The organism is Nocardioides allogilvus, from assembly GCF_003047285.1.
Taxonomy (GTDB): domain Bacteria; phylum Actinomycetota; class Actinomycetes; order Propionibacteriales; family Nocardioidaceae; genus Nocardioides; species Nocardioides allogilvus.
This window is the reverse complement of sequence record NZ_PZYX01000006.1, coordinates 108,022-120,240: the sequence shown is the minus strand read 5'-3', so window position 1 is coordinate 120,240 and position 12,219 is coordinate 108,022. Positions and strand designations below refer to the sequence as shown.

Annotated in this window: 15 protein-coding genes; 9 read left to right on the top strand and 6 right to left on the bottom strand. The window is 70.4% G+C overall.

Annotated elements, in window-relative coordinates; translation table 11 throughout:
- Window positions 1-34: 34 nt before the first annotated feature.
- Entirely contained in the window at window positions 35-1,528 is a 1,494-nt protein-coding gene (locus tag C9J87_RS11285) for a sensor histidine kinase (RefSeq protein ID WP_107705617.1), read from the top strand.
- A 17-nt stretch (window positions 1,529-1,545) separates the two neighbouring features.
- On the opposite strand, the gene C9J87_RS11280 is transcribed toward C9J87_RS11285, so the two are convergent.
- Window positions 1,546-1,797 carry a WhiB family transcriptional regulator gene (locus C9J87_RS11280; protein ID WP_010832364.1) on the bottom strand — a complete coding sequence of 84 codons (252 nt, stop codon included), beginning with the start codon at window positions 1,795-1,797 and terminating at the stop codon, window positions 1,546-1,548.
- 221 nt (window positions 1,798-2,018) lie between these two features.
- Between C9J87_RS11280 and C9J87_RS11275 the strand changes: the two genes are divergently transcribed.
- Window positions 2,019-2,411, top strand: a complete 393-nt coding sequence (locus tag C9J87_RS11275; RefSeq protein WP_157953180.1) for a hypothetical protein — start codon at window positions 2,019-2,021, stop codon at window positions 2,409-2,411.
- A gap of 2 nt (window positions 2,412-2,413) precedes the next feature.
- On the opposite strand, the gene C9J87_RS11270 is transcribed toward C9J87_RS11275, so the two are convergent.
- The 3 genes from C9J87_RS11270 to sodN all read right to left on the bottom strand — a co-directional run bounded on the left by C9J87_RS11270 (window position 2,414) and on the right by sodN (window position 4,314).
- Entirely contained in the window at window positions 2,414-3,259 is an 846-nt protein-coding gene (locus tag C9J87_RS11270) for an RNA polymerase sigma factor SigF (protein WP_010832366.1), read from the bottom strand.
- Window position 3,260: 1 nt separating this feature from the next.
- Window positions 3,261-3,710 (bottom strand): ATP-binding protein, encoded by a 450-nt coding sequence (locus C9J87_RS11265; protein WP_107705569.1) that lies wholly within the window; start codon window positions 3,708-3,710, stop codon window positions 3,261-3,263.
- A gap of 202 nt (window positions 3,711-3,912) precedes the next feature.
- Window positions 3,913-4,314, bottom strand: coding sequence for a superoxide dismutase, Ni (gene sodN / locus C9J87_RS11260; protein ID WP_010832368.1), 402 nt, complete (start codon window positions 4,312-4,314; stop codon window positions 3,913-3,915).
- Between the two features lie 52 nt (window positions 4,315-4,366).
- Between sodN and C9J87_RS11255 the strand changes: the two genes are divergently transcribed.
- From C9J87_RS11255 to C9J87_RS11235, 5 genes are all read left to right on the top strand, one after another.
- Window positions 4,367-4,717, top strand: coding sequence for a S26 family signal peptidase (locus C9J87_RS11255; RefSeq protein WP_232211587.1), 351 nt, complete (start codon window positions 4,367-4,369; stop codon window positions 4,715-4,717).
- 52 nt (window positions 4,718-4,769) lie between these two features.
- Entirely contained in the window at window positions 4,770-5,948 is a 1,179-nt protein-coding gene (locus C9J87_RS11250) for an NAD(P)-dependent malic enzyme (protein ID WP_107705568.1), read from the top strand.
- A gap of 2 nt (window positions 5,949-5,950) precedes the next feature.
- Window positions 5,951-6,943 carry a serine hydrolase domain-containing protein gene (locus C9J87_RS11245; protein ID WP_157953179.1) on the top strand — a complete coding sequence of 331 codons (993 nt, stop codon included), beginning with the start codon at window positions 5,951-5,953 and terminating at the stop codon, window positions 6,941-6,943.
- A gap of 95 nt (window positions 6,944-7,038) precedes the next feature.
- Window positions 7,039-8,007 (top strand): zinc-binding dehydrogenase, encoded by a 969-nt coding sequence (locus tag C9J87_RS11240; protein WP_107705566.1) that lies wholly within the window; start codon window positions 7,039-7,041, stop codon window positions 8,005-8,007.
- A gap of 10 nt (window positions 8,008-8,017) precedes the next feature.
- Complete coding sequence (locus tag C9J87_RS11235; protein ID WP_107705565.1) at window positions 8,018-8,710, top strand: SDR family oxidoreductase; 693 nt, start codon at window positions 8,018-8,020, stop codon at window positions 8,708-8,710.
- Here the strand turns inward: C9J87_RS11235 and C9J87_RS11230 are convergent.
- Window positions 8,679-9,206: a nitroreductase family deazaflavin-dependent oxidoreductase gene (locus tag C9J87_RS11230; protein WP_107705564.1), complete on the bottom strand. Its 528-nt coding sequence runs from the start codon at window positions 9,204-9,206 to the stop codon at window positions 8,679-8,681. The genes C9J87_RS11235 and C9J87_RS11230 overlap by 32 nt on opposite strands.
- Before the next feature lie 20 nt (window positions 9,207-9,226).
- Entirely contained in the window at window positions 9,227-9,856 is a 630-nt protein-coding gene (locus C9J87_RS11225) for a TetR family transcriptional regulator (protein WP_107705563.1), read from the bottom strand.
- 144 nt (window positions 9,857-10,000) lie between these two features.
- On the opposite strand from C9J87_RS11225, the gene C9J87_RS11220 reads away from it, so the two are divergent.
- Together C9J87_RS11220 and C9J87_RS11215 are read left to right on the top strand one after the other, a co-directional pair.
- Complete coding sequence (locus tag C9J87_RS11220; RefSeq protein ID WP_107705562.1) at window positions 10,001-11,092, top strand: ferredoxin reductase; 1,092 nt, start codon at window positions 10,001-10,003, stop codon at window positions 11,090-11,092.
- 11 nt (window positions 11,093-11,103) lie between these two features.
- Complete coding sequence (locus C9J87_RS11215; protein WP_010832377.1) at window positions 11,104-12,219, top strand: fatty acid desaturase family protein; 1,116 nt, start codon at window positions 11,104-11,106, stop codon at window positions 12,217-12,219.

The window sequence follows — 12,219 nt, the reverse complement described above, 5'->3', positions numbered from 1 at the left end:
GGGGCGAACCGGGGACGCTCACTAGGGTGTGGTCGTGCCGTCTCTCCTCGAGCTCGTCCGAGCACACACCGATCTCGACGACGACGACGTCGCGTGGCTGCACCTGTTGATGGCCGACTGGCAGATCATCGCCGACCTCTCGTTCGCCGATCTGGTGATGTGGCTGCCCGACCGGGAGGGCCACGGTTTCTGGGCCTGCGGGCAGATGCGCCCGACGACCGGGCCCACGTCGCTGCCCGACGACGTCGTCGGCACCTTCGTCCCGGTCGGGCGCCGGCGGATGGTGGACGAGGCCTACCAGCACGGTCGCCTCGTGCGCGAGGGCGACCCGGAGTGGCGCGACGACGTCCCCGTCCGGGTCGAGGCGATTCCCGTACGGCGGGCAGGCCGGATCATCGCGGTGGTGGCCCGCAACACCAACCTGCTCGGCGTCCGCACCCCGAGCCGGCTCGAGCTGTCCTACCTGCAGACGGCCGCCGAGCTGACACAGATGATCGCGGGCGGCTGGTTCCCGCCGGCGGGCCAGCGCAGCGACCACGCCGACTCGCCGCGGGTCGGCGACGGGTTCCTGCGCCTCGACGCGGACGGGAAGGTCGCCTACGCCAGCCCCAACGCGCTGTCGGTCTATCGCCGCCTCGGCCTGCACGGCGACCTGACCAACCTCGTGCTGGCCGACCTGACCCGCGAGCTCGTGCCACCGCGGCGCCGTCCCGACGAGGAGTCGCTCAGCGCGGTGCTGAGCGGGCGCGCCGACCGCGACACGGAGATCGCCGCCGAGGACGTCGCCCTGATCGTGCGCAGCATCCCGCTGCGACCGCACGGCGACCGCATCGGTGCGGTGATCCTGCTCCGCGACGTCACCGACCTGCGCCGGCGCGACCGTGAGCTGGTCACCAAGGACGCCACCATCCGTGAGATCCACCACCGCGTGAAGAACAACCTGCAGACGGTCGCGGCGCTGTTGCGCCTCCAGGCCCGCCGGATCGGCCAGCCGGAGGCCAAGGCCGCGCTCGAGGAGGCGGTGCGGCGCGTGGGCTCGATCGCGATCGTGCACGAGATCTTGAGCCAAGCGGTCGAGGAGACCGTCGACTTCGACGAGATCGCCGACCGGCTCTCCCGGTTGGTGACCGACGTCAGTGCCGTGAGCGGACGCGTCCGTGTCGCGCGCGACGGATCCTTCGGCGTGCTCGCCTCGGAGACCGCCACGGCGCTGGCCATGGTGCTGACCGAGATCTTGCAGAACGCCGTCGAGCACGGCTATCCCGGGATGGCCGACCTCGCCGAGACCGATCCCGCGCGCACCGGCCTGATCCAGGTCAGTGCGCGCCGCATCGTCGGCCGGTTGCACCTCGCCGTACAGGACGACGGTGTGGGCCTGCCGGCCGACTTCGATCCGGACGCCACCAGCAGCCTGGGCCTCTCGATCGTGCGCACCCTGGTCGAGTCAGAGCTGGGCGGGATGATCGAGATGGGCCCGGCCAGCGACGGCACCGGGGCGCGGGTCCAGGTGGACGTACCCCTGGACTGACGGCTCGGAGGTGACCCTCAGGCGGTGCGGACGCGGGCGCGGGCGTTGCGGCGCTTGAGCGAGCGGCGCTCGTCCTCGCTGAGTCCGCCCCACACGCCGTGGTCCTGACCGGCCTCCAGCGCCCACGCGAGGCACTGTTCGCGCACCTCGCAGCGTCGGCACACCTGCTTGGCCTCCTCGATCTGGAGGATGGCCGGACCGGTGTTGCCGATCGGGAAGAACAGCTCCGGGTCCTCGTCGAGGCAGGCAGAGCGCGAGCGCCAATCCATGGAGTGGGGGTTCCTCTTTCATCATCTGCAGGCTGTGTGCGGGCGGTCAGCGGAGCCCGGGCGTCGTGGTGTGGGCACGAAAGTGTGAACGCATTCACGAGCGCGTGCCCAGCGTGGCAAGAAGTGGATCGATTAACAACCCCTGTCAGGGTCACTTCCGTCACAAAGTCACTACATCGGGCCGACGGCCACCCCGCCATGATGCCGCATAGGCTGCCCTCGTGAACAGCGAAATGCCGCCGACCGCGCCGCCGCCCCTCGTGACGGCAGCCTCCGTGACGGCCGTCGAAGGCCTCGTGCTGATGTGCCTGGCCGTGCTGGAGGTCGCCAGCCTCACCGGCGGCCGGCTCACCATGGGCCTGACCACGGCGGTGTTCTTCGCGGCGTTCGGGCTGCTGCTGCTGGCCTGCGGCTGGCTGATCACGCGCGGACACACCTGGACGCGGGGACCGATCCTGCTCGCGCAGCTGATCGCGCTGGGCCTGGCCTGGAACCTGCGCGGCGGCGAGACGACGCTCATCTCGGTGGCCATCGGCGTCGTCGCGCTGATCGTGATCGCCGGGATGCTGCACCCCGCGAGCATCGAGGCGATCAACGACGCGGACGGTCGCTGAGGTCAGTCCTGCTCGAGCGAGGTCCGCAGCTGCTTGAGGGTCTTGGTCAGCAACCGCGACACGTGCATCTGCGAGACCCCGATCTCCTCGGCGATCTGTGACTGCGTCATGTTCTTGAAGAACCGCAGGAGCAGGATCCGCTTCTCGCGCGGGTCGAGGCCCTCGAGGAGCGGCTTGATCGACTCGCGGATCTCGACGTGCTCGAGGTTGTGGTCGTCGACGCCGAGTGAGTCCAGCAGGCTCGGTGGCCCGTCGTCGGAGCTGTCGCCGCTGGCGTCGAGGCTGAGCGTGGAGTAGGCGTTGCTCGACTCCATCCCCTCGATGATCTCCTCCACCGTGCAACCGATCAGCTCGGCCAGCTCGCGCGGCGTGGGGGAGCGGCCCAGCTTCTGCGTCAGCTCCGCGGTGGCCGCGGTGATCTGCATCCGCAGCTCCTGCAGGCGCCGAGGCACGCGGATGGCCCAGCCCTTGTCGCGGAAGTAGCGCTTGATCTCGCCGATGATCGTCGGGGTGGCATAGGTCGAGAACTCGACGCCGCGGTCGGTCTCGAAGCGGTCCACGGCCTTGATCAGGCCGATGGTGCCGACCTGCACGAGGTCCTCGTGCGGCTCGCCGCGGTTGCGGAACCGGCGCGCGCAGTGCTCGACCAGCGGCAGGTGCAGGTGCACCAGGTCCTCGCGCGCGCCCGCGCGCACAGCCTCCGAGGAGTCCTCGTCGCGGAAGGTCACGAAGAACTCCGCGCTGCGCTGGCGCGTGATCTCGATCTTGGTGAGCTCGACCGGCGCGTCGTCGTAGACGGCCTCCGCACCGCCCACCACCGCGCCGTCCCCCGTCGCGTCCTGGGTCATCTCAGAGCTCGGCACCCGTCGGCTGGCCGGCCGCTCTCGCGGCCAGCTGGGACGCCATGGTGAACCGGACCCGGAACACGCCCTGCTCCGAGACGACCGTCGCGTCGCTGGCCAAGGTGTCGAGCACCTGCCACGCGAAGCTGTCGAGGTCGGGCTCGGGGTTGTCCATCGCGTCGGTCGAGACCTCGACGGTCATGGTGCCGCGGCCGAGGTGGAAACGCGCGACCAGGTCGGCGTCCGGGTCGGCCGCGGGCAGCACCATCGCACCGGCCTCGGCGACCGCGATCCGCAGGTCCTCGATGTCGTCGATGGTGAAGTCCAGGCGGGCCGCCAGCGCGGCCGTCGTCGTGCGGAGCACGGAGGCGTAGGCGCCGTCGGCGGGCAGCCGCAGCTCGACGTCTGCGCGGGTACGGTCGCCGGTCGCGCTGTCGTCGCTGGTGGGGGCACTCACAATCTGCGTCCCGTTCTCGAGATGGTTCGACCAGGTGGTCCGTCCAGGTGGCGGTGCGGACACACTAACCGGGGCCGGCTCCTCGGTGGAGGAACCGGCCCCGATCGTTTGCAGGAAGGGCTGAACGAAGCTCAGGCCTTCTTGAGCGGTCGCGACTTCGCGAGCTCAGTCGCGCTTCGGACCGCGAAGGCCTTCACTACGTTCAGGCCTTCTTGGTCTCCCAGAAGATTTCCGCGATCTCGTCGATCTTCGCGAGCAGCTCGTCGGCCTTGCCGGCGTCGAGCTCACCCTTGGTGCCGCCCGCGCCGGCCAGCTTGGTGGCCTCGTTGACGAGGGTGTGCAGCTGCGGGTACTTCTCGAAGTGCGGCGGCTTGAAGTAGTCGGTCCACAGCACCCAGAGGTGGTGCTTGACGAGCTCGGAGCGCTGCTCCTTGATCAGGACCGCGCGGGTGCGGAAGTCGGGGTCGTCGTTGTCGGCGACCTTGGCGATGATCGCCTTGATCGACTCGGCCTCGATGCGCGCCTGGGCGGGGTCGTAGACGCCGCACGGCAGGTCGCAGTGGGCGGAGACATCGATGGTGGGAGCGAAGAGCTGGGGGAACATCGCAGTCCTCTCAGGTAGGTGAGTTCTCACGTTCGCTGCGACACTACTCCGCGTGAAGGACCCAATTCATCGGGGTTCCACCCGGACGGGTGGCCGCTACGGCATGGCTGTCGTGCGCGGTCGCTCGATGGAGCCGACGCTGGGTGAGGGCGATCGCCTGGTCGTGTCGTACGGCGCCGTACCGACCGCCGGAGACCTGGTCGTGGCTCGCTTCCCGGACGGCACGGTGGCGGTGAAACGCGCCGCGGAGCGACGCTCCCACCGTTCCGCAGGGCAGGGCTGGTGGCTGCTCAGCGACAACCCCGACGAGGGAGTCGACTCCCGCCACCGGGGGCCGTTCGCGGACGACGCGGTGCTCGGCGTCGTGCGACTACGACTGTGGCCTTCCCCACGGCGGATGTGATGGTGCGTGGGACGCCGCCTGTCGCGGACCACGGCTGTGGAAGGATCGGGGCATGGAACCGGAGTCGCACCCCTTCGCCGGTGACCCCGTCTTCGACCTGCATCTCGGCGGCAAGATGGAGACCGTCTCGACCGTCGAGCTGACCGGTCGAGACGAGTTGTCACTGGCCTACACCCCCGGCGTCGCCCGCGTCTGTGAAGCAATCGCGGCAGACCCGGGCATGACCCAGCACTACACCTGGGTGCCCAACGTCGTCGCGATCGTCAGCGACGGCACCGCCGTGCTCGGCCTCGGCGACATCGGGCCCGCCGCCGCGATGCCGGTGATGGAGGGCAAGGCGGTGCTGTTCAAGCAGTTCGGCGGCGTCGACGCCGTGCCGATCTGCCTCGACACCACCGACGTCGAGGAGATCATCGAGACCGTCCAGCGGCTCGCTCCCAGCTTCGGCGGGATCAACCTCGAGGACATCTCCGCACCCCGGTGCTTCGAGATCGAGGACCGGCTCAAGGCCAGCCTCGACATCCCCGTCTTCCACGACGACCAGCACGGCACAGCCGTGGTCGCCCTGGCCGCGCTGACCAACGCGCTGCGCCTGACCGGTCGCACCCCTGAGGGCACCCGTGTCGTCATCTCCGGCGCCGGGGCTGCCGGCGTGGCCGTCGCCCGCATCCTGCTGGGTGCCGGCGTGCGCGACATCGCGGTCATCGACCGCCAGGGCGTGCTGAGCTCCACCCGCTCCGACCTCACGCCCGTCAAGGCCGCCCTTGCGAAGGAGACGGCCGACAACTTCGGTCGCAGCGGCACCCTCGCCGACGCGATGGACGGTGCGGACGTCTACATCGGTGTGTCCGGCGGCACCGTGCCCGAGGAGATCGTGGCGACGATGGCGCCCGACGCGATCATCTTCGGCCTGGCCAACCCGATGCCCGAGGTGCACCCCGACGTCGCGCACAAGTACGCCCGCGTCGTGGCCACGGGTCGCTCCGACTTCCCCAACCAGATCAACAACGTGCTGGCCTTCCCCGGGATCTTCCGCGGTGCCTTCGACGTGCACGCCACGGCGATCACCGAGAACATGAAGCTCGCCGCCGCGACTGCGCTCGCCGACCTCGTCGGCGACGGCCTGGCCGAGGACCTGATCATCCCGTCGCCGTTCGATCCGCGGGTTCCCGACGCCGTACGCACGGCGGTGGCCGAGGCCGCTCGTCGCGACGGGGTCGCTCGCCTCTGAACGTGGAGTCGAGCGTCCTCGCCGAGCTGGAGCGAGGCGTACGCCGCCGCGCCGGTCTCGTCATCGGCGTGCTGCGCGACGGGGAGACGTCGGTGCGTGGGCGTACGGCCGACGGCGGGCTCCTGGACGGCCAGTCGATCTTCGAGATCGGCTCGATCACCAAGACCTTCACGTCGTTGCTGCTGGCCGACGGGGTCGTGCGGGGGGAGTGGTCGCTGGACACGCCCGTGCGTGACCTCCTGCCGGCGGGCACGACGGTCCCGTCGAGCTCGGGTGTCGAGATCACGCTCGAGCACCTGGCGACGCACACCTCGGGTCTGCCCAACGCCCCGATCCCGGTGGTCGCCGGATCCGTCGAGATGCTGCGCGGTCGCGACCCCTACGCGCGCCTCACCTCCGAGGGCCTGCTCCGGGCACTGGGCGCGGCGACATTGAAGCGCACTCCCGGCACCGGCCCGGTCCACTACTCCAACCTCGGGGTCGGCGTGCTCGGCCTCGCCCTGGCGACCGCGACCGGGCGGACCTATGCCGACCTCGTGGTCGAGCGCATCTGTGCACCCCTCGGCCTGGTCGACACCGTGGTCGACGGCCACCTCGGTGTGGTCCAGCGGTCCCGGGTGGTGCCCGGGCACCGCGGTCGTGGCAGGCCGGCGGCGCCGTGGCCGCTCGAGGGCATGCCCGCCGCCGGCGCCCTGCGCTCGACGGCCGACGACATGCTGCGCTTCCTGGCGGCGCAGCTGGATCCCGACCACACGCCGCTGGGTGACGCGATCCGGCTGACCCACGTCCTGCGCGACGACCCCAAGCTGACCATCGGCCTCGGGTGGATGCGCATCGACAAGCCGCAGCGGCTCTGGTGGCACAACGGTGGCACCGGCGGCTACCGCTCCTTCGCGGGCTTCCGGCCTGATCGGCGCGACGCCGTCGTGGTGCTGGCCAACCAGTCGCGCAGCGTCGACCTGCTCGGCATCCGGGTCCTGCGCTCGCTCGACTGACTCGCACCCGCTGGTTCGCCGAGCACAGCGGTACTCCCCAGTCATCAGGTGGCTGCGGAACACCGCCATCTTGGGAGCCCATTAGGGTCGGACCCATGTTCGCTGTGTACGCCGATGCCTTCTCCTCCGACGACCCGCTGTCCGGCCTCGTGGTCGGTGAGCGCCCCGACCCGACGCCCCCTGAGGGCTGGACGACGATCACCGTCAAGGCCGCGAGCCTGAACCACCATGACCTGTGGTCGTTGCGTGGGGTGGGCCTCAAGCAGGAGTCGCTGCCGATGATCCTCGGCTGCGACGCGGCCGGCCTCGACGAGGACGGCAACGAGGTCGTCGTGCACGCCGTCATCAGCGACCCCGACTGGAGCGGCGACGAGACCCTGGACCCGAGGCGGTCGCTGCTCTCGGAGCGCCACCAGGGCACGTTCGCCGACAAGGTCGTCGTGCCGCGGGCCAACGTCGTGCCCAAGCCCGCCTCGATGAGCTTCGAGGAGGCCGCGTGCCTGCCGACGGCCTGGCTCACGGCCTACCGCATGCTCTTCACCCAGGGCGGGCTGAAGGCCGGCGACACCGTGCTGGTGCAGGGTGCCGGCGGTGGCGTCGCGACTGCTCTGATCACCCTCGCCCGGGCCGGCGGGCTCAAGGTGCTGGCCACCAGCCGTGACGAGTCCAAGCGCGCCCGCGCCCTCGAGATCGGCGCCCACGAGGTCTTCGAGTCCGGGGCCCGGCTGCCCGTCAAGGTCGACGCCGCGATGGAGACCGTCGGTCGCGCGACGTGGTCGCACTCCGTGCGGTCGCTGCGCCCCGGCGGCAAGATCGTGATCAGCGGCACGACGAGCGGGCCCAACCTCGACGACGCCGAGCTCACCCGGATCTTCTTCCTGCAGCTGCAGGTCATCGGCTCCACCATGGGCACCCGCAGCGAGCTCGCATCGCTGGTCAACCTGCTCGACGCCACCGGCACCCGGCCGCTGATCGACCGCGTGCTGCCGATGGAGCAGGCTCGCGACGGGTTCGCGGCGATGGCCGAGGGGGACGTGTTCGGGAAGATCGTCCTGACCCGATGAGGACGAGCCGATGAGGACCCATGTCCTGACCGGTGCCACCTCGGGCATCGGCGCCGCCCTCGCCCGGGCGCTCGCCGAGCGCGGCGACCGGCTCGTGCTGCTGGCGCGCGGCGACGAGGCGGTGGCAGCGCTCACGGCCGACTTCCCTCAGGCGCAGGTGCTGGTCGCCGACCTCGCCGACCCGGGGACGCTCAACGGTCTCGGCCGGCAGGTCGACGGCCCGGTCGACTCGCTGCTGCACGTCGCGGGCGTCGTCGAGCTCAGCCCGGTGTCGCGCCTTCGCCTGCACGACTGGGAGGAGCAGCTCGCCGTCAACCTGACGTCACCGGCGGTGCTCACCCGCGAGCTGCTCCCTCACCTGCGTGCGAGCCGGGGCATCGCGGTGTTCGTGAACTCGTCGGCTGGCCTCAGTGCGAGCGCCGGATGGTCGTCGTACGCCGCGTCCAAGTTCGGCCTCCGGGCCCTGGCCGACGCGCTGCGCGCCGAGGAGTCGGAGCACGGCGTCCGTGTCACCACCGTCTACCCGAGCCGCACCGCCACGCCGATGCAGGAGAAGGTGCACGAGCAGGAGGGGAGCGCCTACGACGCGTCGCGGTGGCTCCGCGCCGAGACGGTGGTGAGCACGGTGCTGCACGTGCTCGACCTGCCCGGGGACGCGACCATCCCCGACGTCACCGTGCGGCCGGCGCCGGCTCGAGCCTGAAGATCCGCACCCGGCGACCGCTGATGCGCTGCTGGTACTTCTCGTAGCCGCCGTAGATCGCGCGCGCACGCTCCATCACCTCGCGCACCTCGTCCGGCGACGCCGGGCGGGCCACGACCTCGACGGTGCGCTGCTGGTAGGTCACGACGGCGCGCGGGTCGGCTTCCAGGTTGAGCACCCACGCGGGGGTCCGGGGCTGGCCGAAGTTGGTGCCGAGCACGGCCAGGTCGTCACCGACGGGGACCGAGATGAGGTGGCTGGTGCGCGGCTGGCCGGACTTCCTGCCGGTGGTCGTCAGGTCCAGCACCGGCAGTCCCGCCAGCAGGCCGGGCGCGGTGTGCTGGCCGCGGGTCACGCGCAGGACGACCGCGTCGAGGTGTCGCAGCAGCTTCGAGAACACCCACGCGCCGGGTCGCGACGAGGCGAAGGCCTGGATCGCGCGCTGGAACGCGCCGGGGGAGCGGTGGTGGTAGCCGAGGTCGGTCGCGAGGCCCATGCCCGGAGCGTGCCACACCCTCAGCGTGCAGAGCGCCAGTTGATGGCGCCGACCATCAGCATCCGCAGCTGGGTGCGGGTGTCGGCCAGGATCCGCGCCTCCGCACCCGGGTCCTCGATCAGGCGCTCGGCCGTCGTGACGACGAAGGACACGATGAGGTCGGCGAGCAGGTTGAGGTGGTCGGTGGAGAACGCCTGCCCGTCGGGCAGCCGGGCGACGTCGGTGGCCAGCTCGCGGCTGATGAGCTCGATCTCGTGCCGGATGGCCTCGCGGACGCGCGGGGGACCAGCCGCCCGCTCGCGCGCGATGAAGGAGTAGTGGGCGCGGTGGGCGCGCACGTGCTCGGCCAGCACCGGCAGCGAGCCGTCGATGTAGTCCTGGAACTGCGGCGAGCGGAGCCAGACCTCGCGCAACAGGCCGCGCAGCGACTCGAAGCTCTCGTCGACCAGGGCGAGACCGAGCGACTCGACGGATTCGAAGTGCCGGTAGAAGGCGGTGGGGACGATCCCGACCTCCTTGGCGACCTGGCGCAGGGAGATCGCGACGAGGCTGCTGTCCTCGGTGAGCTGGAGCGCGGCGTCGAGGATGGCGCGGCGGGTGCGCTCCTTGCGCTCGCTGCGGCTCTCGATCACCTCGACCTGTGCTGCCATGCCTGCGATCCTAGTCCAGCCGTTGGGTGGACGCATGTGCACACGGTGGTCTGGATCACGCTCGGGCCTGGTTGACCGGGAGCCCCGGGCCCGCCAGAATCTGAGTGAACACACGTTCACTCAAACTTTGGAAGGAGGCCCCGGATGGCACTCGTCACGACCCTGTTGCGGTCCCGTGCGGCCGCCGCGCTCGCCTCACCGCACGGCGTCGACCACTACCTCGAGCAGCTGAACCCGATGTGGGCCGCTCACGACGTGCGGGCGCGTGTCGTCGCCATACACCGCGAGACGGACACGCCCGGCGCCTGCGTCGCCACCGTGACCCTGCAGCCGACCGGCACCTGGCGCGGGCACCGCGCCGGCCAGTACGTCCAGGTCGGCGTCGACCTGCCGGGCTCCGCACGCCGGATGACCCGCTGCTTCTCCATCTCCTCGGCCGCGTCGCTGCCGGGCGAGCAGATCACCCTCACCGTCCGTGCGCACGACGAGGGACAGGTCAGCAAGTTCCTCGTCCACGAGGCGCGCCCCGGCCAGATGGTGCACCTGAGCCAGGCGGCAGGGGACTTCACGCTGCACGAGAGTGCGGCCACCCCCACCAACAACCGCCTCCTGTTCATCACCGGTGGCTCCGGGATCACCCCGGCGATGTCGATCGTCCGGACCTTGTTGAGGGACGGGTACGACGACCGCGCCAACCGCAAGGTGACGTTCCTGCACTTCGCGCGCAGCGAGGCCGACCAGATCTTCGCCGCCGAGCTGGCCGAGATCGCCGCCGCCGACAACCACGTCGACGTGCACCTGCGCTACGGCGACCAGACGTTCAGCGAGTTCGAGCTGCGTCGGCTGGTGCCCGACTACCGCGGCACCGACACGTGGGTCTGCGGCCCCGGTGGGCTCGTGGACCTCGTCCAGGACGCCTACGACGGCGCGGACCGGTTGCGTGTCGAGTTCTTCAAGCCGCCGACGGTCTCCACCGGCACGGCCGAGGGTGAGGTCAGCTTCACCCGCGCGGGCACCGCCGCCGCCAACACGGGCGCGTCGCTGCTCGAGCAGGCCGAGGCGCTGGGCCTGCGCCCGGAGTTCGGCTGCCGCATGGGCATCTGCTTCTCCTGCACCGCCACCAAGACGGACGGCACCGTCCGCAACATCTTGACGGGCGAGGAATCCTCCCTGCCCGACGAAGACATCCGCATCTGCGTGAGCGCGCCCGTCGGCGACTGCTCCGTGGACCTCTGAAAGGAAGTCACATGACCACGACACTCACCCGTGACCAGCTCGACGAGTTCGGGCGCGAGCTCGACGCGATCCGCCAGCGGGTCATCGCCGACCTGGGCGAGGAGGACGCGGCCTACATCCGCGGCATCGTCAAGCGCCAGCAGCAGTTCGAGGTCGCCGGCCGCGCGCTCTTCTACGTCCCGCCGGCGTGGCCGCTCGCGGTCGCCGCGCTCTCCGTCTCCAAGATCCTGGAGAACATGGAGATCGGCCACAACGTGATGCACGGCCAGTACGACTGGATGGGCGATCCCAAGCTCAACTCGCGCATCTACGACTGGGACAACGTCTGCCCCGGCGAGCAGTGGAAGTACAGCCACAACTACATCCACCACACGTTCACCAACATCCTGGGCAAGGACCGCGACGTCGGCTACGGCATCCTGCGCATGGACGAGGACCAGCCCTGGCACCCCTACTACCTCGGCAACCCCGTCTACGCCCTCGCGCTGATGCTGTTCTTCGAATGGGGCGTCGCGATGCACGACCTCGAGGTCGAGAACCTCGTCAAGGGCACCCGTGAGTGGGAGCAGAACAAGGCCCTGCACGCGGGGATCATGCGCAAGGTCAAGCGCCAGGCGCTGAAGGACTACCTGCTGTTCCCGGCCCTGACCGGACCGCTGTTCCCGCTGACGCTGGCCGGCAACGCGAGCGCCAACCTGATCCGCAACATCTGGGCCTTCAACATCATCTTCTGCGGTCACTTCCCCGCGGGCGTCGCGACGTTCACCGAGGAGGAGTGCCTCGACATCGAGGGCCCGAACGGGCCCGAGGAGTCGCGTGGTCACTGGTACTACCGCCAGCTCCTCGGCTCGGCCAACATCTCCGGCTCCAAGCTGATGCACCTGATGAGCGGCAACCTCAGCCACCAGATCGAGCACCACCTCTTCCCGGACATCCCGGCTCGGCGCTACCCCGAGATCGCCGTCGAGGTGCGCGAGATCTGCGAGCGCTACGGCCTGGCGTACAACACGGGACCGCTGCACAAGCAGCTGTTGAGCGTCGCGAAGAAGATCGGTCGCCTGGCCCTGCCCACGCGCTCGACGTCTCAGGAACCGGCGCCGGTTGCCGAGCGTGCCGCCGCCGCGTGA